Annotated in this window: 25 protein-coding genes; 15 read left to right on the forward strand and 10 right to left on the reverse strand. The window is 57.5% G+C overall.

Features of this window, described 5'->3' with window-relative positions:
• Positions 1–2 precede the first annotated feature (2 nt).
• The 12 genes from murD (at position 3) to mutT (ending at position 14,451) form a co-directional block, all read left to right on the forward strand.
• A complete protein-coding gene (gene murD / locus KFZ77_RS03490; RefSeq protein WP_264385455.1) occupies positions 3–1,319 on the forward strand; it encodes a UDP-N-acetylmuramoyl-L-alanine--D-glutamate ligase in 1,317 nt (438 codons plus the stop codon).
• The gene (gene ftsW, locus KFZ77_RS03495) at positions 1,319–2,563 is read left to right on the forward strand and encodes a cell division protein FtsW (protein ID WP_031518570.1); all 1,245 of its coding nucleotides are present in this window, start codon (positions 1,319–1,321) and stop codon (positions 2,561–2,563) included. Before murD ends, ftsW begins: the two co-directional genes overlap by 1 nt.
• On the forward strand, positions 2,560–3,627 hold the full coding sequence (murG, locus tag KFZ77_RS03500; protein WP_031518568.1) for an undecaprenyldiphospho-muramoylpentapeptide beta-N-acetylglucosaminyltransferase: 1,068 nt from the start codon (positions 2,560–2,562) through the stop codon (positions 3,625–3,627). The genes ftsW and murG overlap by 4 nt, the downstream gene beginning before the upstream one ends.
• A gap of 70 nt (positions 3,628–3,697) precedes the next feature.
• Positions 3,698–5,173 (forward strand): UDP-N-acetylmuramate--L-alanine ligase, encoded by a 1,476-nt coding sequence (gene murC, locus KFZ77_RS03505; protein ID WP_031518566.1) that lies wholly within the window; start codon positions 3,698–3,700, stop codon positions 5,171–5,173.
• A complete protein-coding gene (locus KFZ77_RS03510; protein ID WP_264385456.1) occupies positions 5,166–6,086 on the forward strand; it encodes a D-alanine--D-alanine ligase in 921 nt (306 codons plus the stop codon). Before murC ends, KFZ77_RS03510 begins: the two co-directional genes overlap by 8 nt.
• Before the next feature lies 1 nt (position 6,087).
• The gene (gene ftsQ, locus KFZ77_RS03515; RefSeq protein ID WP_031518562.1) at positions 6,088–6,924 is read left to right on the forward strand and encodes a cell division protein FtsQ; all 837 of its coding nucleotides are present in this window, start codon (positions 6,088–6,090) and stop codon (positions 6,922–6,924) included.
• A 14-nt stretch (positions 6,925–6,938) separates the two neighbouring features.
• Positions 6,939–8,195 carry a cell division protein FtsA gene (ftsA, locus tag KFZ77_RS03520; RefSeq protein ID WP_024548575.1) on the forward strand — a complete coding sequence of 419 codons (1,257 nt, stop codon included), beginning with the start codon at positions 6,939–6,941 and terminating at the stop codon, positions 8,193–8,195.
• A gap of 63 nt (positions 8,196–8,258) precedes the next feature.
• Entirely contained in the window at positions 8,259–9,410 is a 1,152-nt protein-coding gene (gene ftsZ / locus KFZ77_RS03525) for a cell division protein FtsZ (RefSeq protein ID WP_031518560.1), read from the forward strand.
• A 101-nt stretch (positions 9,411–9,511) separates the two neighbouring features.
• Complete coding sequence (gene lpxC, locus KFZ77_RS03530) at positions 9,512–10,429, forward strand: UDP-3-O-acyl-N-acetylglucosamine deacetylase (RefSeq protein WP_031518558.1); 918 nt, start codon at positions 9,512–9,514, stop codon at positions 10,427–10,429.
• A gap of 295 nt (positions 10,430–10,724) precedes the next feature.
• The gene (gene secM / locus KFZ77_RS03535; protein ID WP_031518557.1) at positions 10,725–11,231 is read left to right on the forward strand and encodes a secA translation cis-regulator SecM; all 507 of its coding nucleotides are present in this window, start codon (positions 10,725–10,727) and stop codon (positions 11,229–11,231) included.
• 58 nt (positions 11,232–11,289) lie between these two features.
• Positions 11,290–13,995 (forward strand): preprotein translocase subunit SecA, encoded by a 2,706-nt coding sequence (gene secA / locus KFZ77_RS03540; RefSeq protein WP_264385457.1) that lies wholly within the window; start codon positions 11,290–11,292, stop codon positions 13,993–13,995.
• 57 nt (positions 13,996–14,052) lie between these two features.
• On the forward strand, positions 14,053–14,451 hold the full coding sequence (gene mutT, locus KFZ77_RS03545) for an 8-oxo-dGTP diphosphatase MutT (protein WP_264385458.1): 399 nt from the start codon (positions 14,053–14,055) through the stop codon (positions 14,449–14,451).
• A gap of 39 nt (positions 14,452–14,490) precedes the next feature.
• On the opposite strand, the gene yacG is transcribed toward mutT, so the two are convergent.
• Genes yacG through coaE form a run of 3 tightly spaced genes read right to left on the reverse strand, consistent with a single transcriptional unit; the run spans position 14,491 to position 16,058 of the window.
• Complete coding sequence (yacG, locus tag KFZ77_RS03550; RefSeq protein WP_031518552.1) at positions 14,491–14,685, reverse strand: DNA gyrase inhibitor YacG; 195 nt, start codon at positions 14,683–14,685, stop codon at positions 14,491–14,493.
• A gap of 9 nt (positions 14,686–14,694) precedes the next feature.
• Positions 14,695–15,438: a cell division protein ZapD gene (zapD, locus tag KFZ77_RS03555; RefSeq protein WP_264385459.1), complete on the reverse strand. Its 744-nt coding sequence runs from the start codon at positions 15,436–15,438 to the stop codon at positions 14,695–14,697.
• Positions 15,438–16,058, reverse strand: a complete 621-nt coding sequence (gene coaE / locus KFZ77_RS03560; RefSeq protein WP_264385460.1) for a dephospho-CoA kinase — start codon at positions 16,056–16,058, stop codon at positions 15,438–15,440. Before coaE ends, zapD begins: the two co-directional genes overlap by 1 nt.
• A 270-nt stretch (positions 16,059–16,328) precedes the next feature.
• On the opposite strand from coaE, the gene KFZ77_RS03565 reads away from it, so the two are divergent.
• On the forward strand, positions 16,329–17,372 hold the full coding sequence (locus KFZ77_RS03565; RefSeq protein WP_031518546.1) for a GMP reductase: 1,044 nt from the start codon (positions 16,329–16,331) through the stop codon (positions 17,370–17,372).
• A gap of 45 nt (positions 17,373–17,417) precedes the next feature.
• On the opposite strand, the gene hofC is transcribed toward KFZ77_RS03565, so the two are convergent.
• The 4 genes from hofC to nadC all read right to left on the reverse strand — a co-directional run bounded on the left by hofC (position 17,418) and on the right by nadC (position 21,505).
• Complete coding sequence (gene hofC, locus KFZ77_RS03570; RefSeq protein WP_031518545.1) at positions 17,418–18,617, reverse strand: protein transport protein HofC; 1,200 nt, start codon at positions 18,615–18,617, stop codon at positions 17,418–17,420.
• The gene (gene gspE, locus KFZ77_RS03575; protein WP_264385461.1) at positions 18,607–19,983 is read right to left on the reverse strand and encodes a type II secretion system protein GspE; all 1,377 of its coding nucleotides are present in this window, start codon (positions 19,981–19,983) and stop codon (positions 18,607–18,609) included. The genes hofC and gspE overlap by 11 nt, the downstream gene beginning before the upstream one ends.
• A gap of 11 nt (positions 19,984–19,994) precedes the next feature.
• Complete coding sequence (gene ppdD / locus KFZ77_RS03580; protein WP_031518542.1) at positions 19,995–20,432, reverse strand: prepilin peptidase-dependent pilin; 438 nt, start codon at positions 20,430–20,432, stop codon at positions 19,995–19,997.
• A 182-nt stretch (positions 20,433–20,614) separates the two neighbouring features.
• Positions 20,615–21,505, reverse strand: a complete 891-nt coding sequence (nadC, locus tag KFZ77_RS03585) for a carboxylating nicotinate-nucleotide diphosphorylase (RefSeq protein ID WP_264385462.1) — start codon at positions 21,503–21,505, stop codon at positions 20,615–20,617.
• Between the two features lie 87 nt (positions 21,506–21,592).
• Here nadC and ampD point away from each other — a divergent pair, with 87 nt between their 5' ends.
• Both ampD and ampE read left to right on the forward strand, forming a co-directional pair.
• Positions 21,593–22,144 (forward strand): 1,6-anhydro-N-acetylmuramyl-L-alanine amidase AmpD, encoded by a 552-nt coding sequence (gene ampD / locus KFZ77_RS03590; protein WP_031518538.1) that lies wholly within the window; start codon positions 21,593–21,595, stop codon positions 22,142–22,144.
• Between the two features lie 9 nt (positions 22,145–22,153).
• Positions 22,154–23,008 carry a beta-lactamase regulator AmpE gene (ampE, locus tag KFZ77_RS03595; RefSeq protein ID WP_031518537.1) on the forward strand — a complete coding sequence of 285 codons (855 nt, stop codon included), beginning with the start codon at positions 22,154–22,156 and terminating at the stop codon, positions 23,006–23,008.
• An 18-nt stretch (positions 23,009–23,026) separates the two neighbouring features.
• Here ampE and KFZ77_RS03600 read toward each other — a convergent pair whose 3' ends face one another.
• From KFZ77_RS03600 to aroP, 3 genes are all read right to left on the reverse strand, one after another.
• The gene (locus KFZ77_RS03600) at positions 23,027–23,983 is read right to left on the reverse strand and encodes a glycoside hydrolase family 43 protein (protein ID WP_264385463.1); all 957 of its coding nucleotides are present in this window, start codon (positions 23,981–23,983) and stop codon (positions 23,027–23,029) included.
• Complete coding sequence (locus KFZ77_RS03605; protein WP_031518533.1) at positions 23,980–25,389, reverse strand: glycoside-pentoside-hexuronide (GPH):cation symporter; 1,410 nt, start codon at positions 25,387–25,389, stop codon at positions 23,980–23,982. Before KFZ77_RS03605 ends, KFZ77_RS03600 begins: the two co-directional genes overlap by 4 nt.
• Positions 25,390–25,583: 194 nt before the next feature.
• Positions 25,584–26,948, reverse strand: coding sequence for an aromatic amino acid transporter AroP (aroP, locus tag KFZ77_RS03610; RefSeq protein WP_031518531.1), 1,365 nt, complete (start codon positions 26,946–26,948; stop codon positions 25,584–25,586).
• Positions 26,949–26,958 lie beyond the last annotated feature (10 nt).

A 26,958-nucleotide genomic window follows, 5' to 3' on the forward strand; every position in this document is an offset into this window, starting at 1 on the left:
CTATGTCTGCTTACCAGGGCAAAAACGTCGTCATTATTGGACTGGGTCTCACCGGGCTGTCCTGCGTGGATTACTTCCTCGCGCGTGGCGTAACGCCGCGCGTCATGGACACGCGTCTGACGCCGCCGGGGCTGGATAAGCTGCCGGAAACGGTCGAGCGCCATCTCGGCAGCCTGAACGATGACTGGCTGCTGGCGGCGGATCTGATTGTCGCAAGCCCTGGTATGGCGCTGGCACACCCGTCGCTGAGTGCAGCGGCGGAGGCTGGCGTGGAGATCGTTGGCGATATCGAACTGTTTTGCCGTGAGGCGCAGGCCCCCATCGTGGCGATCACCGGCTCTAACGGCAAAAGCACCGTTACCACGCTGGTCGGCGAGATGGCGAAAGCGGCAGGCGTCAACGTTGGCATCGGCGGCAATATTGGCCTGCCAGCCCTGATGCTGCTCGAGCCGGGCCGTGAGCTTTACGTTCTGGAGCTTTCCAGCTTCCAGCTGGAAACCACCAGCAGCCTGAAAGCGGTAGCGGCCACCATTCTCAACGTGACCGAAGATCATATGGATCGCTACCCGTTCGGACTGCAGCAGTATCGCGGTGCGAAACTACGCATCTATGAAAACGCCACCACCTGCGTGGTGAATGCGGATGATGCCCTGACCATGCCGGTGCGCGGCGCGGATGAGCGCTGCATCAGCTTCGGCATTGACGTGGGCGACTATCACCTTAACCGTCAGCAGGGCGAGACCTGGCTGCGGGTAAAGGGCGAGAAAGTCCTGAACGTCAAAGAGATGACGCTGGTAGGTCAGCACAATTACACCAACGCCCTGGCGGCGCTGGCGCTGGCGGATGCCGCCGGCCTGCCGCGCGCCAGTAGCCTGAAGGCGTTAACCACCTTTACCGGTCTGCCGCACCGCTTCCAGCTCGCCTGGCAGCATAATGGCGTGCGCTGGATCAACGATTCTAAAGCTACCAACGTCGGCAGTACCGAAGCGGCGCTGAACGGGCTACAGGTTGACGGCACGCTGCATCTGCTGCTGGGCGGTGACGGGAAGTCAGCCGATTTCTCACCGCTGCGTCGCTACCTCGACGGCGACAATATTCGCCTGTGGTGCTTCGGACGCGACGGTGCGCTGCTGGCCGGTCTGCGCCCGGACGTCGCAGTACAGACCGGGACGATGGAGCAGGCCATTCAGCGCCTCGCCGGGCAGCTGCAGCCGGGTGATATGGTGCTGCTGTCACCGGCCTGCGCCAGCCTCGATCAGTTTACGAATTTTGAGCAGCGCGGTGAGATATTCACCCGTCTGGCGAAGGAGCTTGGTTGATGCGTCTCTCTCTCCCGCGTCTTCGCGTGCCGCGAGTGCCTGGCGCTGGTGTGCTGGTATGGCTGTTCTCCGCGCTAAAGGGCTGGGTCATGGGCTCGCGCGAGAAAGACACCACCAGTCTGGTGATGTACGACCGCACCCTGCTGTGGCTGACGTTCGGCCTGGCGGCCATCGGTTTTATTATGGTGACTTCGGCGTCAATGCCGGTTGGTCAGCGTCTGGCGGACGATCCCTTCCTGTTCGCCAAGCGTGATGCGCTCTATCTGCTGCTGTCGTTTATGCTGGCGATGATTACGCTGCGTCTGCCGATGACGTTCTGGCAGCGTCACAGCGCGGCGATGCTCATCGCCTCGATCATCATGCTACTGATCGTGCTGGTGGTGGGCAGCTCGGTCAACGGGGCATCGCGCTGGATCTCGCTCGGGCCGTTGCGTATTCAACCGGCGGAGCTCTCCAAGCTGTCGCTGTTCTGCTATCTGGCTAACTATCTGGTACGCAAGGTTGATGAAGTACGTAACAACCTGCGCGGCTTCTTAAAACCGATGGGCGTGATTCTGGTGATGGCAGTACTGCTGCTGGCCCAGCCTGATCTCGGAACCGTGGTGGTGCTGTTCGTTACTACGCTGGCGATGCTGTTCCTTGCCGGGGCGAAACTCTGGCAGTTCCTCGCCATTATCGGCATGGGCATTTCGGCGGTGGTCCTGCTGATCCTCGCCGAGCCGTACCGTATGCGCCGCGTTACCTCGTTCTGGAACCCGTGGGAAGATCCCTTCGGCAGCGGTTACCAGCTGACCCAGTCGCTGATGGCGTTTGGCCGCGGCGAACTCTGGGGGCAGGGGCTGGGGAATTCGGTGCAGAAACTCGAATATCTTCCGGAAGCACATACCGACTTCATCTTCTCCATTATCGGGGAAGAACTCGGATATATCGGTGTGGTACTTGCATTATTGATGGTATTCTTCGTCGCTTTCCGTGCGATGTCCATCGGGCGTCGCGCCCTTGAGATCGATCAGCGTTTTTCGGGCTTTTTAGCCTGTTCTATCGGTATCTGGTTCAGCTTCCAGGCGCTGGTAAACGTTGGTGCGGCGGCGGGTATGCTGCCGACCAAAGGTCTGACGCTGCCGCTTATCAGTTACGGCGGTTCGAGCCTGCTGATCATGTCGACGGCCATCATGTTTTTATTACGCATAGATTATGAAACGCGTCTGGAAAATGCCCAGGCGTTTACACGAGGTTCACGATGACAGGGCAAGCGAAGCGATTAATGGTGATGGCAGGCGGAACGGGCGGACACGTCTTTCCCGGTCTGGCGGTTGCGCACCATTTAATGGCTCAGGGCTGGCAGGTGCGCTGGCTCGGCACCGCGGATCGTATGGAAGCGGATTTAGTTCCGAAGCACGGCATTGACATCGACTTTATCCGTATTTCCGGGCTGCGCGGCAAGGGCCTGAAAGCCCTGCTGCTGGCGCCGGTGCGTATCTTTAATGCCTGGCGTCAGGCGCGCGCCATCATGAAACGCTTCAGGCCGGACGTGGTGTTGGGCATGGGCGGTTATGTTTCTGGCCCCGGCGGACTGGCCGCGTGGTCATTGGGCATTCCGGTGGTGCTGCATGAGCAAAACGGTATTGCCGGGTTGACCAACAAATGGCTGGCGAAGCTGGCGAAAAAAGTGATGCAGGCGTTCCCCGGTGCGTTTCCTGACGCCGATGTGGTCGGTAATCCGGTGCGTACCGATGTGCTGGCGCTGCCACTGCCGCAGGAGCGTCTGGCGGGGCGTGAAGGCCCGGTGCGCGTGCTGGTGGTGGGCGGTTCCCAGGGCGCGCGGGTTCTGAATCAGACCATGCCGCAGGTTGCAGGCCGTCTGGGTGAACGCGTGACGATCTGGCATCAGAGCGGAAAAGGCGGGCTGGAAACGGTACAGCAAGCCTATGCCGATGCCGGGCAGCCCCAGCACAAGGTGACTGAATTCATTGACGACATGGCCGATGCCTACGGCTGGGCGGATGTGGTGGTGTGCCGTTCCGGCGCGCTGACCGTGAGCGAAGTGGCGGCGGCAGGTTTACCGGCGCTGTTCGTTCCGTTCCAGCATAAGGATCGTCAGCAGTACTGGAACGCGCTGCCGCTTGAAAAAGCCGGCGCGGCAAAAATTCTTGAGCAGCCTCAGTTCACCGTGGACGCGGTAGCCGAAACCCTTGCCGGGTGGGATCGCGCGACGCTGATGACAATGGCGGCTCACGCCCGCGCGGCCTCCATTCCGGATGCCACCGAGCGGGTAGCAAATGAGGTCCGCGCCGTAGCACTGGCGTAACGACAGGCCGGCCCACAGGGCGGGTATGATTTTTGATGTTTATTTGGCGCGCTGCGCCGCAGGTTAGAGAATGAATACACAACAACTGGCGAAACTGCGTTCTATCGTGCCCGAGATGCGTCGCGTCCGGCACATTCACTTTGTTGGCATCGGCGGCGCCGGAATGGGCGGTATTGCCGAAGTGCTGGCCAACGAGGGCTATCAGATCAGCGGGTCCGATCTGGCGCCGAACCCGGTAACCCAGCAGTTGACGCAGCTTGGCGCAACGATTTACTTCAACCATCGCCCGGAAAACGTGCTCGATGCGAGCGTGGTGGTGGTGTCGAGCGCGATCTCTGCAGATAACCCGGAGATCGTGGCTGCGCGCGAAGCGCGTATCCCGGTGATCCGCCGCGCAGAGATGCTGGCTGAGCTGATGCGTTTTCGTCACGGTATTGCGGTAGCGGGTACCCACGGTAAAACCACGACCACTGCCATGGTATCGAGCATTTACGCCGAAGCTGGTCTGGACCCGACGTTTGTTAACGGCGGTCTGGTGAAAGCCGCAGGCACCCATGCGCGCCTCGGGCACAGCCGTTATCTGATTGCCGAAGCGGATGAAAGTGACGCGTCGTTCCTGCATTTGCAGCCGATGGTGGCGATTGTCACCAATATTGAAGCCGACCACATGGATACCTACCAGGGCGACTTCGAAAATTTAAAGCAAACATTCATCAACTTTTTGCACAATTTGCCGTTTTATGGGCGTGCCGTAATGTGTATCGACGATCCGGTGATCCGCGAGCTGCTTCCGCAGGTCGGACGCCAGACCACGACTTACGGCTTCAGCGAAGACGCTGATGTGCGCATTGAGAATTACAGCCAGAGCGGGGCGCAAGGGCGCTTTACCATCGTGCGTCAGGATAAACCGGCGCTGCAGGTGACCCTGAATGCGCCAGGCCGCCATAACGCCCTGAACGCGTCGGCGGCGGTAGCGGTAGCAACCGAAGAGGGTATTGAGGATGACGCAATTCTGCGTGCGCTGGAGAGTTTCCAAGGTACCGGACGTCGTTTCGACTTCCTCGGTGAATATCCGCTGGCGACGGTAAATGGCAAACCGGGCAGCGCGATGCTGGTGGACGATTACGGCCATCATCCGACCGAAGTGGACGCCACGATCAAGGCGGCGCGTGCGGGCTGGCCGGATAAAAACCTGGTGATGGTGTTCCAGCCACACCGCTATACGCGTACCCGCGATCTCTACGATGATTTCGCTAACGTGTTGACCGAAGTGGATGTGCTGCTGATGCTGGACGTGTACCCGGCGGGTGAAGCACCGATTCCGGGCGCGGATAGCCGCTCGCTGTGCCGTACGATTCGCGGGCGCGGCAAGATTGACCCGATACTGGTGCCTGACGCTGCCCGCGTGGCGGATATGCTGGCACCGGTGTTGACCGGCAATGATTTGATTCTGGTGCAGGGCGCCGGAAACATTGGCAAAATTGCCAGAAACCTGGCTGATATCAAGCTGCAGCCGCAAAAGCCGGAGGAAGAATCGCATGAGTGATAAAATCGCGGTCCTTTTTGGCGGTGATTCTGCCGAGCGCGATGTGTCGCTGCAGTCCGGCGCAGCGGTACTGGCTGGCCTGAAAGAAGCGGGCCTGGACGTGCATCCGTTTGATCCGCGCGAGCGTTCGGTGATGACGCTTAAAGAGCAGGGTTTCGACAAAGTCTTTATCGCGCTGCACGGGCGCGGCGGCGAGGACGGCACCCTGCAGGGGGTGCTGGAGCTGCTCGGGCTGCCCTATACCGGCAGCGGCGTGATGGCGTCTGCCATTGGCATGGATAAATTGCGTACCAAGCTGCTGTGGCAGGGCGCGGGTTTGCCGGTTGCTCCGTGGGTCGCGCTGACGCGCGCGCAGTTTGCTGACGGGCTGAACCAGCAAACGCAGCGCGCCATTGAAGCGCTTGGTCTGCCGCTGATCGTGAAGCCGGCGCGCGAAGGTTCAAGCGTGGGCATGTCCCGCGTTGAGCACGCCGATGCGCTTGTTAGTGCACTGGAACTGGCCTTCGAGCACGACTGCGAAGTGCTGGTTGAGAAATGGTTAAGCGGGCCTGAGTTCACAGTTGCGATGCTGGGTAACGATATTCTTCCGTCTATTCGTATCCAACCGGCAGGTATCTTCTATGATTATGAGGCGAAATATCTCTCTGATGAGACTCAGTATTTTTGCCCTGCGGGTTTGAGCGACGACGAAGAACAGTTATTAGGCGATCTGGTGCGTAACGCCTGGAATATCCTCGACTGCAGCGGCTGGGGACGTGTGGATGTGATGAAGGACAGCGACGGACAGTTTTACCTGTTAGAGGTGAATACCTCGCCGGGGATGACCAGCCACAGCCTGGTGCCGATGGCGGCCCGTCAGGCTGGCATGAGCTTCTCGCAGCTGGTGGTTCGAATTCTGGAGCTGGCTGACTGATATGTCTCAGGCGGCGCTGAACGCGCGAGCCCGGGCTGAGGAGCAGCAGAACGCTGCCTCCCGCCGGAATAATGGAACGCGTCTGGCAGGCATTATTTTCCTGCTGATGGTGCTGTGCACCATATTTTTCAGCGGCTGGGTGGTGCTCGGCTGGATGGAGGACGCCCAGCGTCTTCCGCTGTCGAAGCTGGTCGTGACTGGCGAGCGCCACTACACGCGTAATGATGATATTCGTCAGTCAATACTGGCACTCGGCGCGCCGGGAACCTTTATGACCCAGGACGTCAACATCATTCAAAGTCAGATCGAACGTCTGCCCTGGATCAAGCAGGCAAGCGTAAGAAAGCAATGGCCGGACGAATTGAAGATTCATCTGGTTGAATATGTGCCGCTGGCAAGGTGGAATGACCAGCACATGATTGACGCTGATGGAAATTCCTTCAGCGCACCGGCAGAACGCACCAGTAAACAGGCGCTGCCGATGCTTTACGGGCCGGAAGGCAGTGAGAATGAAGTCCTTCAGGGATATCGCAGCATGGGCGCTGTGCTGGCGAAAGATAAGCTCGCTCTGAAGGAGGCGGCAATGACCGCCCGCCGCTCCTGGCAGTTGACGCTGAGTAACGATATCAAGCTCAACCTGGGACGCGGCGACACGATAAAGCGTCTTGAACGCTTTATCGAGCTTTACCCGGTATTGCAGCAGCAGGCGCAGGCCGATGGCAAAATCATCAGCTATGTCGACCTGCGCTATGAGTCCGGTGCGGCAGTGGGCTGGGCGCCTGCGCCCGCTCCGGTCGAGGAACTGAATCAGCAACCGACTCAGCAACAGAATCAGTGACAGGCAGAACAGCAATGATCAAGGCGACGGACAGAAAATTGGTAGTTGGACTGGAGATTGGCACCGCGAAGGTTGCCGCTTTGGTAGGGGAAGTTCTGCCCGACGGTATGATCAATATCATTGGCGTGGGCAGTTGCCCGTCGCGCGGTATGGATAAAGGCGGGGTAAACGATTTGGAGTCGGTGGTTAAGTGCGTTCAACGCGCGATTGACCAGGCCGAACTTATGGCAGACTGTCAAATCTCATCGGTCTATCTGGCGCTTTCTGGTAAACATATCAGTTGCCAGAACGAAATCGGGATGGTGCCGATTTCCGAGGAAGAGGTGACGCTGGAAGACGTTGAGAATGTGGTCCATACCGCTAAATCTGTACGCGTGCGCGATGAACACCGTGTGCTCCATGTGATTCCCCAGGAGTACGCGATTGATTATCAGGAAGGTATTAAAAACCCGGTAGGGCTTTCCGGGGTGCGCATGCAGGCAAAAGTGCACTTGATCACATGTCACAACGATATGGCGAAAAACATCGTTAAAGCCGTTGAACGTTGTGGTCTAAAAGTTGACCAACTCATCTTTGCAGGTCTGGCGTCGAGCTATTCAGTGTTAACTGAAGATGAGCGTGAACTCGGGGTCTGCGTGGTGGATATTGGCGGTGGTACAATGGATATCGCCGTTTATACCGGCGGAGCGCTCCGTCACACCAAGGTTATACCGTATGCTGGCAACGTGGTGACCAGCGATATTGCTTATGCCTTTGGTACGCCGCCGAGCGATGCGGAAGCGATCAAAGTACGCCATGGCTGTGCGCTTGGCTCGATCGTCGGTAAAGACGAAAGCGTAGAAGTGCCTAGCGTGGGCGGTCGTCCGCCGCGCAGCCTGCAACGCCAGACGCTGGCTGAGGTCATTGAGCCGCGTTATACCGAGCTGCTCAACCTGGTCAACGAAGAGATTTTACAGTTACAAGAGCAACTCCGTCAGCAGGGCGTCAAACATCATCTTGCGGCGGGGATTGTGTTAACCGGCGGCGCGGCACAAATCGAAGGCCTGGCAGCCTGTGCGCAGCGCGTATTCCATACGCAGGTGCGTATTGGTCAGCCGTTGAATATTACTGGCCTTACTGATTACGCCCAGGAGTCCTATTACTCTACTGCCGTTGGTCTGCTGCACTATGGGAAAGAGTCCCATCTGAGCGGTGAAGCGGAAGTGGAAAAACGTGCCTCGGTCGGCTCGTGGATCAAGCGAATCAACAGCTGGCTGAGAAAAGAGTTTTAATTTTTTAAAGAGACCGCAAAATATTAACGGTCTCAGGCGAACAGGCATAAACGGAGAGAAACTATGTTTGAACCTATGGAACTGACCAACGACGCGGTGATTAAAGTCATCGGCGTCGGTGGGGGCGGTGGCAACGCCGTCGAACATATGGTGCGCGAGCGCATCGAAGGCGTGGAGTTCTTCGCGGTAAACACCGATGCGCAGGCACTGCGTAAAACCGCGGTTGGTCAGACTATTCAGATCGGCAGCGGCATCACCAAAGGATTGGGTGCCGGCGCGAATCCTGAAGTCGGCCGTAACGCCGCTGAAGAAGATCGTGAAGGCCTGCGTGCTGCGCTGGAAGGTGCGGACATGGTCTTTATCGCAGCCGGCATGGGCGGCGGCACCGGTACGGGTGCGGCACCGGTCGTTGCTGAAGTGGCAAAAGATTTAGGTATTCTGACTGTTGCTGTCGTGACTAAGCCTTTCAATTTTGAAGGCAAAAAGCGTATGGCTTTCGCAGAGCAGGGTATCTCTGAACTCTCCAAGCATGTCGATTCTCTGATCACTATACCGAACGACAAGCTGCTGAAAGTCCTGGGTCGCGGTATCTCTCTGCTGGATGCGTTTGGCGCGGCGAACGACGTGCTGAAAGGCGCGGTACAGGGTATTGCCGAGCTGATTACCCGTCCGGGTCTGATGAACGTCGACTTCGCTGACGTGCGCACCGTGATGTCCGAAATGGGCTACGCGATGATGGGCTCCGGCGTGGCAAGCGGTGAAGATCGTGCGGAAGAAGCGGCAGAAATGGCGATCTCCAGCCCGCTACTGGAAGATATCGACCTTTCCGGCGCGCGCGGCGTACTGGTTAACATCACGGCGGGCTTCGACCTGCGTCTGGACGAGTTCGAAACCGTGGGTAACACCATTCGCGCCTTCGCCTCCGACAACGCCACCGTGGTTATCGGTACTTCTCTGGATCCAGAGATGAACGACGAACTGCGCGTCACCGTTGTGGCTACCGGCATTGGCATGGATAAGCGTCCGGAAATTACGCTGGTAACCAACAAACAGCAGCAGCAACCGGTGATGGATCGCTACCAGCAGCACGGTATGGCGCCGCTGACCCAGGAGCAGAAACCGGCTTCTAAAGTGGTCAACGACAACACTACACAAGCGGCGAAAGAGCCTGATTATCTGGACATTCCAGCGTTCCTGCGTAAGCAAGCTGATTAAGAATAAACCGGAAGTTGGGATTTTGCGCTCTTTGTGCTAAAATGCCCTGCCGTTTGTGATATACACTTTCGGTTGGATAAGTAATTTGGCGAGATTATACGATGATCAAACAAAGGACATTAAAACGTATCGTTCAGGCGACTGGCGTCGGTTTACATACCGGCAAAAAAGTCACGCTGACGCTGCGCCCTGCGCCGGCAAACACCGGGGTCATCTATCGTCGTACCGACTTGAATCCACCGGTAGATTTCCCGGCTGATGCCAAATCTGTGCGTGATACCATGCTCTGTACTTGCCTGGTCAATGAGCATGACGTGCGGATATCTACCGTAGAGCACCTGAACGCCGCCCTGGCGGGTCTGGGTATCGACAACATTATGATTGAAGTCGATGCGCCGGAAATCCCGATCATGGATGGCAGTGCTGCGCCGTTTGTATATCTGCTGCTTGATGCGGGTATCGAAGAGCTGAATGCTGCGAAGAAATTCGTCCGCATTAAAGAGACTGTTCGTGTTGAAGATGGCGATAAGTGGGCTGAGTTCAAGCCGTTTAATGGTTTTTCGTTGGATTTCACCATCGACTTTAACCATCCGGCGATTGATGCCAGTAACCAGCGATATCGCATGAATTTCTCGGCCGACGCCTTTATGCGTCAGATCAGCCGCGCTCGTACCTTCGGCTTTATGCGTGATATCGAATATCTGCAGTCCCGCGGCCTGTGCCTGGGTGGCAGCTTCGACTGTGCCGTCGTTGTTGACGATTATCGCGTACTGAACGAAGACGGTTTGCGTTTTGAAGACGAATTTGTTCGTCACAAAATGCTGGATGCGATTGGCGATCTGTTTATGTGTGGTCACAACATTATCGGTGCGTTCACGGCATACAAGTCCGGCCATGCGCTGAACAACAAACTGCTGCAGGCGGTTCTTGCTAAACAAGAAGCCTGGGAGTATGTGACTTACGAAGACGAAGCAGAATTGCCGCTGGCATTCAAAGCACCTTCGATGGTTCTGGCATAAGCTAAAACCCTATAACCAATACGACTGGTTAACCTGGCACTCTCTCCGGCCAGGAAGGCCAGTCGTTTTGTTTTCTGATGTTAGCCCCACCGCCTCTTTCCTGCTGCCATTCACGGTGTGAAGTTACCTTCGCACATCTGCTTTACGGTTTTGTGACGATTTCTCCGGCACATAAAAAAGATAACCGATCGTTACGGCATGTTTCGTGCTGCCTGCGCGTGGGATTGATGCTAATATTCGGGGTTATTAACATTACAAGCGGACCGGGAATATCCGACAGGTCCAGGTGAGCAAGGTGTCTGGAATTTTAACGCGGTGGCGACAATTTGGCAGACGTTACTTCTGGCCGCATCTCCTTCTGGGGATGGTCGCGGCAAGCCTTGGCCTGCCCGCGCTAAATAATAATACCGGCCAGAACGCGCCAGCTGAAACCTCAGCCATTACGCCAGGCCGTAGCCCGCTTGTCGATGTCACCAGCTTTATCCGCATTCAGGAATCAGCCAGACGCCCTTCCTTTAGCGTCGATTACTGGCACCAGCATGCGATCCGCACCGTCATTCGCCACCTCTCTTTCGCCATGGCCCCACAGGTGTTGCCGGTGGCGGAAGATACCCTGCCGCTTCAGGCGCACCATATTGCGCTGCTGGATACGCTTAGCGCGCTGCTGACGCAGGAAGGCTTACCCTCTTTCATTACCCGTTTCGTTATCACACCGGAACGCGACACCCTTGCCGCTTTCAGTGTCCTCGCCTGGCTAAGTCAGGTGCAGGGCATTCGTGCCGGACCTCAACGCCTCAGCTAACAACTTTTCTACTTTCACATTTATTTTCTCGCGAAAGCGAGGCGTTTGAGAATTTATTATGCTAATCAAGTTATTAACTAAAGTTTTCGGTAGCCGTAACGAACGCACCCTGCGCCGTATGCGCAAAGTGGTGGCCCAGATTAACGCCATGGAACCTGCCATGGAAAAGCTCTCTGATGATGAGCTGAAAGCAAAAACGGGCGAGTTTCGTGCGCGTTTAGAGAAGGGAGAGGAGCTGGAAAACCTGATCCCTGAAGCTTTTGCCGTGGTGCGCGAAGCGAGTAAACGCGTGTTCGGCATGCGTCACTTTGATGTCCAGTTGCTGGGCGGTATGGTGCTGAACGATCGCTGCATCGCCGAGATGCGTACCGGTGAAGGTAAAACGCTGACCGCAACCCTGCCGGCATACCTGAATGCCCTGAGCGGCAAAGGCGTTCACGTTGTTACCGTGAACGATTATCTGGCGCAGCGTGATGCTGAAAACAACCGTCCGCTGTTTGAATTCCTCGGCCTGAGCGTCGGCATCAACCTGCCAGGCATGCCTGCGCCGGCGAAGCGTGAAGCTTACGCTGCAGACATCACCTACGGCACCAACAACGAATACGGTTTTGACTACCTGCGCGACAACATGGCGTTCAGCCCGGAAGAGCGCGTACAGCGTAAACTCCATTACGCGCTGGTGGATGAGGTGGACTCCATCCTGATCGATGAAGCCCGAACCCCGCTTATCATCTCCGGTCCGGCAGAAGACAGCTCCGAGCTGTACAAGAAAGTTAATAAGATCATCCCGAACCTGATTCGTCAGGAAAAAGACGACTCCGACACCTTCCAGGGCGAAGGCCACTTCTCCGTGGATGAGAAAGCGCGTCAGGTCACGCTGACCGAACGCGGCCTGGTACTGATTGAAGAGCTGCTGGTGAAAGAAGGCATTATGGAAGAGGGCGAGTCGCTCTACTCTCCGACCAACATTATGCTGATGCACCACGTAACCGCCGCACTGCGTGCCCATGCGCTGTTTACCCGCGACGTTGACTACATCGTTAAAGATGGCGAAGTCATCATCGTTGATGAACATACCGGGCGTACCATGCAGGGCCGTCGCTGGTCAGATGGTCTGCACCAGGCGGTTGAAGCTAAAGAAGGCGTTGATATTCAAAACGAAAACCAGACGCTGGCATCCATCACCTTCCAGAACTATTTCCGCCTGTACGAAAAACTGGCGGGGATGACCGGTACCGCCGACACAGAAGCGTTTGAATTCAGCTCCATCTATAAACTCGATACCATCGTGGTGCCGACCAACCGTCCGATGATCCGTAAAGATATGCCGGATCTGGTTTATATGACCGAGCTGGATAAGATCGCCGCGATCATCGAAGACATAAAAGAGCGTACCGCTAACGGCCAGCCGGTGCTGGTGGGGACCATCTCCATTGAGAAATCCGAAGTGGTTTCGAACGAGCTCACCAAAGCGGGCATCAAGCACAACGTGCTGAACGCCAAATTCCACGCCAACGAAGCGGGCATCGTGGCCCAGGCCGGTTATCCGTCGGCCGTGACCATTGCCACCAACATGGCCGGTCGTGGTACCGATATCGTGCTGGGCGGCAGCTGGCAGGCTGAAGTTGCTGAGCTGGTTGACCCGACTCCGGAACAGATTGCTCAGATCAAAGCTGACTGGCAGGTGCGTCACGACGCGGTGCTGGCCTCTGGCGGTCTGCATATCATCGGCACCGAGCGTCACGAATCACGTCGTATCGATAACCAGCTGCGCGGCCGTTCCGGTCGTCAGGGTGATGCCGGTTCCTCGCGCTTCTACCTCTCTATGGAAGATGCCCTGATGCGTATCTTCGCCTCCGATCGCGTTTCCGGCATGATGCGCAAGCTTGGAATGAAGCCGGGTGAGGCGATTGAGCATCCGTGGGTGACCAAAGCGATCGCTAACGCGCAGCGTAAAGTGGAAAGCCGCAACTTCGATATTCGTAAGCAGCTGCTGGAATACGATGACGTTGCCAACGATCAGCGTCGTGCGATCTACACCCAGCGTAACGAACTGCTGGACGTGTCTGACATCAGCGAAACGATCAACAGCATCCGTGAAGACGTGTTCAAAACCACCATCGATGCGCATATTCCGCCGCAGTCCCTTGAAGAAATGTGGGATATCCCGGGCCTGGAAGAGCGTCTGAAAAACGATTTCGATCTTGAACTGCCGCTGAGCGAGTGGCTGGATAAAGAGCCGGATCTGCATGAAGAGACGCTGCGCGAACGCATCCTCGAAAACGCGATTGAAGTTTACAAGCGTAAGGAAGAGGTTGTGGGTATCGATATGATGCGCCACTTCGAAAAAGGTGTAATGCTCCAGACGCTGGACTCCCTGTGGAAAGAGCACCTGGCAGCAATGGACTACCTGCGTCAGGGCATCCACCTGCGTGGTTATGCGCAGAAAGATCCGAAGCAGGAGTACAAGCGTGAATCCTTCTCCATGTTCGCCGCTATGCTGGAATCGCTGAAATATGAAGTGATCAGCACCCTGTGCAAAGTCCAGGTGCGCATGCCGGAAGAAGTTGAAGCGATGGAGCAGCAGCGCCGTGAAGAAGCGGAGCGTCTGGCACAGATGCAGCAGCTTAGCCACAGCGACGACGAAACCGAAGCTGCCGAAGCGCTGGCCACGCAGACCGGCGAGCGTAAAGTCGGGCGCAACGATCCGTGCCCGTGCGGTTCCGGTAAAAAATACAAACAGTGCCACGGCCGCCTGAGCTAAGGTATCCGATAACAGCAAAGGCGCAGGAGACTGCGCCTTTTTTATGGGCTGACGACTATGAAAAATATCCGTATTGCCGCCGGGATCATCCGTAATACCGCCGGTGACATCTTTATTACCCAGCGGGCCGCCGATGGGCATATGGCGGGGAAATCTGAGTTTCCCGGCGGCAAGATAGAAACGGGCGAAACCCCAGAGCAGGCTTTGGTGCGCGAACTTCAGGAAGAAGTGGGTATTACCGCGACCCGTTATGAACTATTCCAGACGCTGGAGCATACCTTCGACGATCGCCACATCGCCTTCTGGTTCTTTATGGTTGAAGACTGGGAAGGAACGCCGTGGGGTAAAGAGGGGCAGGCAGGACGCTGGGTCGCCCAGGCGGCGCTCGACAGCGATGCGTTCCCACCCGCGAATGCGCCGGTTATCGCGCGTTTGCTGGCAAGCGCCGGGCAATAAAAAGGCCGCCTGCTGGCGGCCATACTACGATGAGCAGCCTTAGTGCTGCTGTTCGCTCCAGTCGTCGCTATCGTTCAGATCGCCGCTGCTGGGGATGCGTTTCTCTTCATCCGCCCACTCGCCAAGGTCAATCAGCTGGCAGCGTTTCGAACAAAACGGACGGTACGGGCTACTTTCATTCCAGACGACGCTCTGGCCGCAGGTCGGGCAGTCGACGCGGGTAATATCACTCATTCTTTCTCCTTAACAGCAGGCCAGTTCGAAATCGAGACGCTCAGGCACGCTGCCTTTTTCACTGTCGAGCGGCAGGAAGCGAATCGCGAATCGGCTTTTATGGCCTGAAATCTGCGGATAAAGCTCATCCGCCAGATTAAGTTGCAGGCGCAGTAGATCGGTATCTTCGGCATTATCCTGATAAAAACCATTCAGGCTGGTCTGCTTGCGCAGCGCAGACGAGTTGCGCACCAGATCCAGTACCAGCCGCAGCGAATGCTCAAGCGGTTCCAGGCTGTGGAGCCAGGCGCTGACCTGCGCATCGCGCTTCTCCTGCGGCAGGTGGAGCCACAGCTGCAGTCCGGGGAGATCGAAGCTGCAACAGCCGCCGGGAATACTCAGGCGCTGGCGGACCAGAGCAATCAGCTTGTCCTCGCGCAACTGCTGCCCCATGCGCGGCGCGGCCAACAGCACGCTGCTGCTCGCTTTGAGCTTCTGGCGCAACGTCGCGATCATCTCCTGATCGACGCCCGGTACTTCAACCCATGCCTGTAGTTTCCGCTGCTGCCGATCCAGCTCTTTAACCAGCTCCGAACGCACATCGCCGCGCTCAAACAGGTCCAGCAGGTCGCCTGCGTTGCGGAAAAAATGCAGTGCGGTGGCGTGGTCGCTTAACGGGAGCTGAGCGTTGAGCTGGTTGAGTAAAAACTCAATGCGCAGCCAGGTACGCATCTTTTCATTCAAAGGATATTCATAAAGAACGTGGGTATGCATTACTCATATTCCTGTTGTTCGGCCTCGGCAGCCAGCGCAAGATAACGCTGATGCAGGCGGGCAACATCTGAAACAATCGCGTCTGGTGCGCCGTTATTATCGATCACGTCATCCGCTACCGCCAACCGAGTGGCGCGAGAGACCTGGGCCGCCAGCATCTTTTCAGCGAGTTCACGCGTCACGTTGTCGCGCAGCATCGTGCGCTGCAGTTGGATTTCGGGCGTGACGTCAACGACCAGTACGCGATCCGCATTTTTGTATAACTGGTTTTCAACCAGCAACGGGACAACCCAGAGCACATAGGGGGAGGTTGCCCGGGCCATTTCAAGACGGGTTTGTTGCCCTATCAGAGGGTGTAGCAGGGCGTTAAGCCACGCTTTTTCATCGGCGCTGGCAAAGATTTTTTCGCGCAGCGCGCGGCGGTTCAAAGTGCCGTCGGGCAGGCAAATAGCCTGACCATAACGGGCAACGATGGCTGACAGTGCAGGCGTTCCGGGTTCCACCACCTGACGGGCAATAATATCAGCGTCGATAATTGTTACGCCAAGTTGTGCAAAGGCGCTGGCCACCGTACTTTTGCCGCTGCCTACGCCGCCTGTCAAGGCTACCGTATAACCCATAAAAACGATCCTGAGTTGTCGTAACGCGGCTCTGAATCCACACTACGTTGCCCGTGATACCCAACGCTGGCTCGCTGTCTGACGGGCCTTTTTCGCCTCGCCGTTCAAAAAGCCATTTTTCAGGTAAATTTTCGGGATTGTAGCGTAAAAAAGAAGGTTTTCGCAGTCTTGCGGCACCATTATTAGTGCGTATGATAACGTCACTGGAGTTGGCAGTTGCACCGCCGCTTTTATTTATGCGTTCATCGCCATTAACCCAGGAATTCGCTCATGCGTATTGAAGAAGATCTGAAGTTAGGTTTCAAAGACGTTCTTATCCGCCCTAAACGCTCCACGCTTAAAAGCCGCTCTGACGTCGAACTTGAGCGTCAATTCACATTCAAACACTCTGGTATTACCTGGTCTGGCGTACCCGTTATCGCAGCTAACATGGATACGGTGGGAACGTTCGCAATGGCGAAGGCGTTAGCTGGCTTCGATATTCTTACCGCCGTGCATAAGCACTACAGCGTTCAGGACTGGTCTGGCTTCGTTAACAGCGTTCCGGAAAGCGTGCTGCGCCACGTTATGGTCTCCACCGGCACTTCGGATACCGACTTCGCGAAAACCAAAGAGATTCTGGCGCTGTCCGCGAACCTGAAATTCATCTGCATTGACGTCGCCAACGGCTATTCAGAACACTTCGTCCAGTTCGTCAGCAAAGCACGTGAAGCCTGGCCGGATAAAGTTATCTGCGCCGGCAACGTGGTCACCGGGGAAATGTGCGAAGAGCTGATCCTCTCCGGGGCAGACATGGTGAAAGTCGGCATCGGCCCGGGCTCGGTCTGCACCACGCGCGTAAAAACCGGCGTGGGCTACCCGCAGCTTTCCGCGGTTATCGAATGCGCTGATGCAGCGCATGGTCTGGGCGGTCAGATCGTCAGTGACGGCGGTTGCGCCGTGCCGGGCGATGTAGCCAAAGCCTTCGGTGGCGGCGCTGATTTCGTGATGCTGGGCGGCATGCTGGCTGGCCACGAAGAGAGTGGCGGCACGGTGGTGGAAGAGAACGGCGAAAAATTCATGCTGTTCTACGGCATGAGTTCAGAGTCGGCCATGAATCGCCATGTGGGCGGCGTAGCGCAATATCGCGCGGCCGAAGGCAAGACCGTGAAGCTGCCGCTGCGTGGCCCGGTTGAAAACACCGCGCGCGACATCCTTGGCGGCCTGCGTTCTGCCTGCACCTACGTGGGCGCAGAGCGTCTGAAAGAGCTGACCAAACGCACTACCTTTATCCGCGTGCAGGAGCAGGAAAACCGCGTATTTAACTCACTCTGAGTACGCGTTCTTCTTCAGAATAAGGCATCCTTCGGGATGCCTTTTTTATCCCGCGCTCATGGCATCGCCAAGGTGGAAAATGGGTAAATACATTGCCACCACCAGCGTGCCGATGATGACCCCCATCACCACCATAATAATGGGTTCGAGCGACGCAGCCAGGTTGTCGGCCCGCTCCCGGGTGCGCCCGGTATGGATAGCCGCCAGCCGCTGCAGCATGACATCCAGCGCTCCCGTCGATTCTCCGGTGCGGATCAGGGGAACGCACCACGGGCTGAATACCATTTCCTGCTCCATAGCCCGCCACAGTGGCTCACCCTCCGCTACCCGTTCTCTGAGCCGATCCAGCGCCTGATGCCAGTACTGGGCCGGGAGAGTTTTACTGGCGCAGCCCAGACCATTGAGCAAAGGAATACCGGCCTGCTGGGTGAGCGTCAGCACAGTGTAGATCTGGCTCAGGCGCTGGCCGCGCACCAGTTCTCCGGCAAGGGGCATTCGCAGCAGCAGCCGCTGGCTTAGCTGATGGCAGTGCGCATTGCGGCGTAAAAATCGCCCGATAATGATAACGGCAATGCCTGTCGCTATACCGTATCGCCAGCCGCTTTCCAGCCACTCAGAGAGCGCAATGACCCCCCGCGTCAGCGCCGGGAGAGGCGTATTGAACGTCTGATAAATGGCTGCGAACTCAGGGAGTACAAAGCCCAGCATCCCCAGCGTCACCACGATAGCGACGGCGACAACGAAACCCGGATAACGCAGCGCTTTTACCACTTTCTTTTTCAGTATCCACTGCTCTTCCTGTTGCGCAGCAAGATGCAGGCAGCACTCCTCCAGTTTGCCGGTCAGCTCGCCGGTTTCGATAAGCGCGCAGAACAGTGGGGGAAACACAGCTGGCCACTGCTGCAACGCCTGTGACAGCGGCTGGCCGTGCAGGATCTGTTGCGTCAGATGCATGAGCAGTGCACGCCACTGCGGTACCGGATGCTGCTGCGCTATCAGCATCAACCCGTCGGCCAGGGTTACCCCTGCCTGAAGCAGCGTGGCAAGCTGGCGAGCAAACTGAATAACATACTCGATATGCCAGTAACGTTTCCGTATCGAACGAGGGCGCAGAGTGAGCAGGGAAATGCCTTCGCTCTGTAACGCCAGCATGGCATTCGCGCGGCTTTGCGCCCAGCAGAAGCCATTCTCACGCGCGCCCTGGCTGGTGATGCCTTCCCAGTGCCACAGCTGTTTACTCGTCATGGGGCATCCCCAGTACCCGATAGACTTCATCCAGCGTGGTACGGCCCTCCTCAACAGCGCGCAGGCCATGATCGAACAGGCTCTTCATGCCCTGCTGATGCGCCAGCGTTTCAATCTCGCTTGCTGATGCGCCAGCAACAATCTGACGGCTCAGTTCCGGGGTAATGTGCAGCATTTCAAAGAGGGCAATGCGACCATAAAAGCCAGCGTAACACCGTTCGCAGCCGTTCTCTTTCCAGTCCGGAAGCGGCCGCGGCCATGTCGATTTCGCCAGCAGCACCGGCTCCGGGTTCAGGCTGCGACAGTGAGGACACAGCCGCCGGACCAGGCGCTGAGCCACCACCAGCTTCAGGGCTGAGGCCAGCATCCAGCGCGCCACGCCCATCTGCTCGAGCCTCACCAGCGTCTCGGTGGTGGAGTTGGTATGCAGGGTGGAGAGCACCAGATGGCCCGTCTGGGCAGCATTGATGGCGATTTCCGCCGTTTCGCCATCGCGGATCTCACCCACCATGATGATATCGGGATCCTGACGCAGCAGGGCGCGCAGAATAGCCTGAAACGTCAGCCCGGCTTTGGGATGGATCTGCGTCTGGTTCAGCCCGTGAAGCGGCAGCTCAATCGGGTCTTCCACGCTGCAGATATTCACATTTGGCTGGTTGCGCTCGCCCAGTGCGCTGTACAGCGTCATGGTTTTACCGCTGCCCGTTGGGCCGGTGACCAGCACCAGCCCCTGCGGTTGCGTAAGCGTGTGACGAAAAAGCCCGAGCTGTGAAGCGCTCATGCCGAGCGCCTCTGCATCGATATGTTGTTTGCCCTGATGTTGCAGGCGCAGCACCACTTTCTCTCCGTGCCGGCAGGGAAGGGTGGAGATGCGAAAAGAGACTTTCTGTTCTCCCAGCATGATGCTGAATTGCCCGTCCTGCGGCACGCGCCGTTCGGCAATATCGAGGTTACCCAGCACTTTTAATCGGGCGGTGATGGTACTTGCCAGCCTGGCGGGTGCCACAGCTGCCGGATGCAGCACCCCATCAATGCGCAGACGAACCTGATAGCGCTCCTCACCCGGCTCGAAGTGTATATCCGAGGCCCGGCGCGCCAGCGCTTCGTTCAGGGTCTGGTTTACCCAGTCCACCACCTGTATCCCTTCTTCCTGAAGCGGGGCCGCTTCCTGGGGGCGCTGCTGCTTCTCCATACGCTCGGCGCTCCAGCACTCAATATCGACCTGTTTCTGAGTGGAGAAACGCAGCGCATCCAGCAGTTCCTGAGCGGGGTGTTCAACAACGGCTACGTGAATAGCCGTATCAGTGACGTTAATCAGGTGAGCGCCGAAACGTTTGCACAGGGCGGCGATATGCTGATGTGTCATGTCCGCCTCCGTTATTCCACGCTGAAGCGGAACACATCTTCACAGGCCTGCTGCAGCGCGCTGTCGCCAGTGACGGTACAGACGCGGTTCCAGCCTTCAATCCCTTTCGCATCGCTCCACACCGGCGTCAGCGCCACGGTCAGACCATTGAGGCTGGATTTTCCGGTCATAGTCACCACGCCTTTGCCCAGCGTCATCGCGGAGACATAGCGGCTGGTACGCACGCCCGGTATACCGTTAGTACCCGCATCGCAGCTCGCCACGCCGCCACGATCGATAGCGCAAAGTTCTACTGCGGTGCGATAGGGCAGGAAGGTTTGCAGCACATCCGTCAGGGCTGCTTTGCGCAGGTAGTTCTGGTAAGCCGGAATGCCGACGGCGCTCAGGATGGCGATGATGGCAATCACCACCATCAGTTCAATTAAGGTAAAGCCTTGCTGTTTGTTCATGATCCACTCCTTGTGTTTAGGGTGTGGTCACTCTGACAAAGGCAGCATCGTGCAGCGAGCGGCAAAACAGCAATTGTGGAGGCGCTATCAGCAAAATTTCAGCTTGTTGCAGCGTAGTGAATTTGCACTGCGGTGAGGGTCGCAAAACAGCAGAGCACGCCGGAGCGTGCTCTGTGGAAAACTCAGCGAAAGCGCATTGAGAGGTCGAGCGCCTGAACGTGTTTGGTCAGCGCCCCAACGGAGATGAAATCGACGCCGGTGAGGGCAAATTCGCGCAGAGTTTCTTTGGTGACGTTGCCGGAGACTTCCAGCCGCGCCTTGCCCGCGGTGAGCCTGACCGCTTCGCGCATCTGGTCGGTTTCGAAGTTGTCGAGCATGATGATGTCTGCCCCGGCGTTCAGCGCCTGCTGCAGTTCGTCGAGGGATTCCACTTCCACCTCAACCGGCACCTCAGGATGCAGCCAGAACGCTTTCTCAACCGCCTGGCGAATTGAGCCGGAGGCGATGATGTGGTTCTCTTTGATCAGAAACGCGTCAGACAGTCCGAGACGGTGGTTGCTGCCGCCGCCGCACAGGACCGCGTACTTCAGCGCGGTACGTAGACCGGGCAGGGTTTTACGGGTGTCCAGCAGTTGGGTGTGGGTTCCTGTCAGCAGATCGACGTAGCTTTTAACCGCAGTGGCGACGCCGGAGAGCGTCTGGACAAAGTTGAGCGCGGTACGCTCGCCGGTAAGCAGCACGCGGGAGGGGCCATCGAGTTCAAACAGCGCCTGGTCCGCCGTGACGCTGTCGCCGTCGTTGACGTGCCACGTCACGGTGACGGCGTTGCCGAGCTGAATAAACACTTCTTCCACCCAGCGTTTGCCGCAGAATACGCCGTTCTCGCGGGTAATGACGACGGCGCGCGAGCGGTTATCTGCCGGTAACAGTTGCGCAGTAATGTCGTTATTCGCATCCGGCTCGCCGCCTAAATCTTCGCGTAGTGCCTGAGAAACGGTCTGGGGAATATTGAGCGCGATACGCTCAAGCAGCGCGTCGCGTCGTTGGTCCGGATTATAGCGGCGAGGTGGCATGAGAAACTCCAAAATGGTGGCGAATCAAAAGATTGAAACATGCTACTCTGAAGCGAGATTAAGTACCATACAAAGGAGACACCCCTCATGCAGCTGAACGATGGCTGGCTGGTGGGCGTAAGAAAAGTACCTTCCCCCCATTTCGATGACCGCCCGGATGGCGAGCAGCCGTCACTGCTGGTGGTCCATAATATCAGCCTGCCGCCGGGTCAGTTTGGCGGGCCGTGGATCGATGCGCTGTTTACCGGCACGCTGGATGCTGGCGCCGATCCCTTCTTCGCTGAAATAGTGCATCTGCGCGTCTCGGCGCACTGCCTTATCCGGCGCGACGGCGAAATTGTGCAGTATGTTCCTTTTACGAAACGTGCCTGGCACGCCGGCGTCTCTTGCTATCAGGGGCGCGAACGCTGTAATGATTTCTCCATCGGCATTGAGCTTGAGGGCACCGATACCCTCGCTTATACCGATGCACAGTATCAGCAGCTGGCGGCCATCACCCGCACGCTCGGTCAGGTTTACCCTGAGCTGACAGAACATCTGACGGGGCACAGCGATATCGCCCCGCAACGAAAAACCGACCCCGGCCCGGCGTTTGACTGGGATCGCTTTCGCGCGCTGGTCGCCGCGCTGCAGGATTAAGGAGAGAACATGACGTTGTTTACCCTGTTGCTGGTGTTAATCATTGAGCGGCTGTTTAAGCTTGGGGAGCACTGGCAACTGGATCATCGCCTTGAGGTGGTATTCCGTCGCGTGACGCGCTTCTCCCTCATCGCCACGCTGGCAATGACCGCTGCGGTGATGCTCATCGTCTGGCTGCTGCTGGAGGCGCTTGAAGGGCTGTTTTTCAACGTGCCGCTGCTGGTGGTGTGGATCCTTATCGGTCTGCTCTGCATTGGTGCCGGGGTAGTACGCCTGCACTATCACGCTTATCTGAAAGCCGCGAGCCGCGACGATGCCCACGCGCGCGATCTCATGGCAGCCGAACTGACCCTGGTGCATGGCGTGCCGCCCGAGTGCAGCGAGCGCGAATATCTGCGCGAGCTACAGAACGCCCTGCTGTGGATTAACTATCGCTTTTACCTGGCGCCGCTGTTCTGGTTTGTGGTCGGCGGCGAGGCCGGTCCGGTACTGGTGGCTGGTTACGCGTTCCTGCGGGCCTGGCAGACGTGGCTGGCGCGTCATCACACCCCGGTTGAGCGATTACGCTCCGGGATTGATGGCGTATTGCACGTGGTGGACTGGGTGCCGGTGCGGCTGGTGGGCGTGGCCTACGCGCTGATCGGGCACGGTGAGAAAGCGCTGCCGGCGTGGTTTGCGTCGCTGGCCGACCGCCATACTTCACAGTATCACGTCCTCACCCAGCTGGCACAGTTCTCGCTGGCGCAGGAACCGCATCACGATAAGGTGAAAACGCCGAAGGCCGCGGTGTCGATGGCGAAGAAAGCCACCCTGGTGATTGTGGTGGTGGTGGCGCTGCTGACGATATACGGCACGCTGGTGTAACCCAGCGTGCGCCATGTTTTATGAATGATCCGCAGGCGGGATGCCAAATACCGGCATGCCGTCGGCATCCCAGCTAATCAGCTTCAGGCGGGTGTGGCGATTTGGATCGTAGAGCGGGTCGCCTTCTATCTCCGTATAGTTTCGCGCGTGATACACCAGCACATCCTGTCCGTCGGGCGTTTTCGTAAAGCTGTTGTGCCCCGGTCCGTACTGGCGGTTCTCATAGCTGGTGGTAAATACCGGCTGCGGCGCTTTATGCCAGTTCTCCGGTTTTGTTGGGTCGGCGACCATGTCGATCCACAGTAGCCCCATGCAGTAATTCTCATCCGTTGCGCTGGCAGAGTAGCTGATAAACAGCCGTTCGCCGTGGGTGAGCACCGCCGGACCTTCGTTCACCAGAAACCCTCTGCATTCCCACTCATACTCCGGCTTGCTGAGCATCACCGGTGCGCTTTTCAGCGTCCACGGGTTTTCCATTTCCGCCAGATAGATATTGGAGTTGCCGGGGATGTCCGGCGCTTTCTGCGCCCAGAGATACCAGCGTTTCCCCTGATGCACGAAAGTGGTGGCATCCAGACAGAAGGTATCGAACGGCGTGACAAGCTGCCCCTTTTCCACCCAGTGGCCGGTGAGCGGATCGGCATCTTCACACGCCAGCACGAACATGCGGTGCTGGAACATATTGAGTTCATCCAGTGCTTTGGTGTGCGCGGCGGCGTAATAGATGTACCACGCGCCGTCGATATAGTGCAGTTCCGGTGCCCAGATCAGTTCGCTCATCGGCCCGCTGTCCGGCTTGCGCCACACCACAACCGGCGCGGCGTCACGCAACCCTTCCAGCGTGGCGGCACGGCGGATCTCCAGCCGGTCGTATTCCGGCACCGAGGCAATAAAGTAGTAGTTCTCGTCGTGGCGCAGAATAAACGGGTCGGCGCGCTGCTCAATAAACGGGTTCGGCCAGGGGGAAGTATTCATAGCGGTTTCCTTACTGCGTCGGCAGCGTCCAGACGCTGGTAGTCATTCAGTTCACGGTAGTTAACGCGGCGTTTCTCGAGGTCAGCCTGGATCTGTTTCATCAGTTCGCGGTCCACCTTAAGCAGGCGCACGACGCCCGCCGTAATCAGATAGCCCACCGCCGGAATAATCGTAAACAGCATCATAATGCCATTCACCGCGGTGGCGCTTTGCTGCTTCGCACTGGCGTCATAGCCATACCACGAGAGCAGGAAGCCCACCATCGCGCCCGCCACTGCCAGCCCGACTTTCAGGAAGAAGATGTTGCCGGAGAAGCTGATGCCGGTGATGCGCTTGCCGGTTTTCCACTCGCCGTAGTCATCCACATCGGCCATCAGCGACCAGTGCAGCGGAGACGGGATCTGGTGCACCACGTTCAGCAGGAAGTACAACACCACCACCAGCGTGGTGGCGCTCGGGTCGACGAAGTAAAAGCCGCCTGAGAAGATCGCCAGCACGATGTTGGTCCAGAAGAATACTTTCAGTTTGCACCAGCGATCGGTCAGCACCTTCGCCAGCATACTGCCGATCATCATGCCCACCACGCCGAGGCTGATAAACAGCGTGGCGAAGCTGGTGCTCTGCTGCATCACCCAGGTGACGTAGTACATTGTCGCGGCCATGCGGATAAAACCGGGGCAGACGTTGCACAGCGTCAGCAGCAGAATGCGCACCCACTGATCGTTTTTCCAGATGTCCTTCATATCGGCTTTCAGATCGTCGTTGCTCGGCACGGCCGGGCGGATACGCTCGCGCACGGTGGCGAAGCAGAACAGGAACATGCACATGCCGACCAGCGCCAGCACGCCCATCGCCATCTGATAGCCTTTCGCTTTATTGTCACCGCCGAACCAGTCCGCCATCGGCAGCAGCGTGAGGGACAGCAGCAGGGTGGCGATACCCACCATCACAAAGCGGTATGACTGGCAGGCGACGCGCTCGTGCGGATCGTTGGTGATCACGCTGCCCAGCGAGCAGTAAGGAATGTTGATGGCGGTATAGGCCACCGACATCAGGAAATAGGTGACGAACGCGTAAATGACTTTACTGTTGTAGCTCCATTCGGGCGTGGTAAACATCAGCACGCTGAACAGCGCATAGGGAAAAGCGACCCACAGCAGCCATGGACGAAATCGCCCCCATTTACTGTGGGTGCGGTCGGCAATGGCGCCCATAATCGGGTCGATAATGGCGTCCACAACGCGAATGGAGAGCAGCATAATCCCGACCAGCGCCGGGCTGAGGCCAAAGATGTCGGTATAGAAATAGTTAACAAACAGCATGATGGCACCGAAGATGATGTTGCACCCGGCATCACCCATACCGTAGCCAATTTTTTCTTTTATGGATAATTTTGCGTTTTGCATCGCCATGTCTCCTGCATGAGATATGGAGCAAATTATTGGTGTGCTTATGATTTTTTGCGCAGCAGTAAAGAGGCGCAGAGATGGATAATCGTGTCGTGGCGGGGAAAATGTGAGAGAGATAACACTACGGCGCAGCGGTACGGCAAAAAAATGCTCCCCGCCCCGGATGGCATCCGGTAGCAGGGAGCGAGGCGTCAGGCGGTTTTGCCGCTGCGTTGAGTTTTAATCCAGTAGCCGATGCCGAGGATTAGCACCCACACCGGGATCAGCCATACCGAAATCGCCATACCCGGCGTGATGGCCATGATCACCAGAATCGCTGCCATAAACAGCAGGCAGACGTAGTTCCCGAGCGGATAGAGCAGGGCAGGGAAGCGCGTTTTCACGCCCTGCTGATCTTTCCTGCGGCGGAACTTGATGTGCGCAAGGCTGATCATGGCCCAGTTAATCACCAGAGCAGATACCACCAGCGCCATCAGCAGGCCAAAGGCTTCGCCCGGCATCAGGTAGTTGATCAGCACGCACAGTGCGGTCGTGATGGCAGAGACCAGAATCGTGCCCACCGGAACGCCGCGCTTGTCGACTTTCAGCAGTGATTTTGGCGCATTGCCCTGCTGGGCCAGACCAAACAGCATACGGCTGTTGCAGTACACGCAGCTGTTATAGACCGACAGCGCTGCGGTCAGGATCACCACGTTAAGCGCGTTAGCGACCAGCGCATCGCCCAGTTCGTGGAAGATCAGTACGAACGGGCTGGTGTCGGCGGTGACACGCGTCCACGGCATCAGGGAAAGCAGCACCGCCAGCGAGCCAACATAGAAAATCAGGATGCGGTAGATAACCTGGTTGGTGGCTTTCGGGATGCTGGTTTCCGGGTTATCCGCTTCTGCTGCGGTGATCCCCACCAGCTCAAGGCCACCGAAGGAGAACATGATGATCGCCATCATCATCACCAGACCGGTCATCCCGTGCGGCAGGAAGCCGCCCTGTTCCCAGAGGTTACGAACCGTGGCCTGCGGGCCAGCGCTGTCGCTGAACAGCAGCCAGGCGCCGAACAGGATCATGGCGATAACCGCCACCACCTTAATAATGGCGAACCAGAACTCCATCTCACCAAACACTTTCACGTTGGTCAGGTTGATGGCGTTGATCAGCACGAAGAACACTGCGGCGGAGGCCCAGGTCGGGATTTCCGGCCACCAGAACTGAATATACTTCCCGACGGCGGTCAGCTCCGCCATCGCCACCAGCACGTAAAGCACCCAGTAGTTCCAGCCAGAGGCGAAACCGGCAAAGCCGCCCCAGTATTTGTAGGCGAAGTGGCTGAATGAACCGGCTACCGGCTCCTCGACCACCATTTCACCGAGCTGGCGCATGATTAAAAACGCGATAAAACCAGCAATAGCGTAGCCGAGGATAATCCCCGGACCTGCGGACTGGATAACGGAGGCGCTGCCCAGAAACAGCCCTGTTCCGATAGCTCCCCCCAGCGCGATGAGCTGAATATGGCGGTTTTTAAGGCCGCGCTTCAGCGTATCGCCGTGCTGTTGTCCTTCCATCTTTAAACCT

The sequence above is a fragment of the Siccibacter colletis genome (assembly GCF_025914095.1).
In the GTDB taxonomy this organism is placed as follows: domain Bacteria; phylum Pseudomonadota; class Gammaproteobacteria; order Enterobacterales; family Enterobacteriaceae; genus Siccibacter; species Siccibacter colletis.

Excerpts from the sequence above, each read along its gene's own strand:
- KFZ77_RS03600 (WP_264385463.1), bottom strand. The coding sequence starts at position 23,983 with ATGAATACTTCCCCCTGGCCGAACCCGTTTATTGAGCAGCGCGCCGAC.
- coaE (WP_264385460.1), bottom strand. The coding sequence starts at position 16,058 with ATGGGTTATACGGTAGCCTTGACAGGCGGCGTAGGCAGCGGCAAAAGT.
- ftsW (WP_031518570.1), top strand. The coding sequence starts at position 1,319 with ATGCGTCTCTCTCTCCCGCGTCTTCGCGTGCCGCGAGTGCCTGGCGCT.
- secA (WP_264385457.1), top strand. The coding sequence starts at position 11,290 with ATGCTAATCAAGTTATTAACTAAAGTTTTCGGTAGCCGTAACGAACGC.
- murG (WP_031518568.1), top strand. The coding sequence starts at position 2,560 with ATGACAGGGCAAGCGAAGCGATTAATGGTGATGGCAGGCGGAACGGGC.
- ampD (WP_031518538.1), top strand. The coding sequence starts at position 21,593 with ATGCAGCTGAACGATGGCTGGCTGGTGGGCGTAAGAAAAGTACCTTCC.
- yacG (WP_031518552.1), bottom strand. The coding sequence starts at position 14,685 with ATGAGTGATATTACCCGCGTCGACTGCCCGACCTGCGGCCAGAGCGTC.
- ftsA (WP_024548575.1), top strand. The coding sequence starts at position 6,939 with ATGATCAAGGCGACGGACAGAAAATTGGTAGTTGGACTGGAGATTGGC.
- hofC (WP_031518545.1), bottom strand. The coding sequence starts at position 18,617 with ATGACGAGTAAACAGCTGTGGCACTGGGAAGGCATCACCAGCCAGGGC.
- KFZ77_RS03605 (WP_031518533.1), bottom strand. The coding sequence starts at position 25,389 with ATGCAAAACGCAAAATTATCCATAAAAGAAAAAATTGGCTACGGTATG.
- lpxC (WP_031518558.1), top strand. The coding sequence starts at position 9,512 with ATGATCAAACAAAGGACATTAAAACGTATCGTTCAGGCGACTGGCGTC.
- mutT (WP_264385458.1), top strand. The coding sequence starts at position 14,053 with ATGAAAAATATCCGTATTGCCGCCGGGATCATCCGTAATACCGCCGGT.
- murD (WP_264385455.1), top strand. The coding sequence starts at position 3 with ATGTCTGCTTACCAGGGCAAAAACGTCGTCATTATTGGACTGGGTCTC.
- nadC (WP_264385462.1), bottom strand. The coding sequence starts at position 21,505 with ATGCCACCTCGCCGCTATAATCCGGACCAACGACGCGACGCGCTGCTT.
- gspE (WP_264385461.1), bottom strand. The coding sequence starts at position 19,983 with ATGACACATCAGCATATCGCCGCCCTGTGCAAACGTTTCGGCGCTCAC.
- KFZ77_RS03510 (WP_264385456.1), top strand. The coding sequence starts at position 5,166 with ATGAGTGATAAAATCGCGGTCCTTTTTGGCGGTGATTCTGCCGAGCGC.
- aroP (WP_031518531.1), bottom strand. The coding sequence starts at position 26,948 with ATGGAAGGACAACAGCACGGCGATACGCTGAAGCGCGGCCTTAAAAAC.
- ftsQ (WP_031518562.1), top strand. The coding sequence starts at position 6,088 with ATGTCTCAGGCGGCGCTGAACGCGCGAGCCCGGGCTGAGGAGCAGCAG.
- zapD (WP_264385459.1), bottom strand. The coding sequence starts at position 15,438 with ATGCATACCCACGTTCTTTATGAATATCCTTTGAATGAAAAGATGCGT.
- murC (WP_031518566.1), top strand. The coding sequence starts at position 3,698 with ATGAATACACAACAACTGGCGAAACTGCGTTCTATCGTGCCCGAGATG.
- KFZ77_RS03565 (WP_031518546.1), top strand. The coding sequence starts at position 16,329 with ATGCGTATTGAAGAAGATCTGAAGTTAGGTTTCAAAGACGTTCTTATC.
- ppdD (WP_031518542.1), bottom strand. The coding sequence starts at position 20,432 with ATGAACAAACAGCAAGGCTTTACCTTAATTGAACTGATGGTGGTGATT.
- ftsZ (WP_031518560.1), top strand. The coding sequence starts at position 8,259 with ATGTTTGAACCTATGGAACTGACCAACGACGCGGTGATTAAAGTCATC.
- ampE (WP_031518537.1), top strand. The coding sequence starts at position 22,154 with ATGACGTTGTTTACCCTGTTGCTGGTGTTAATCATTGAGCGGCTGTTT.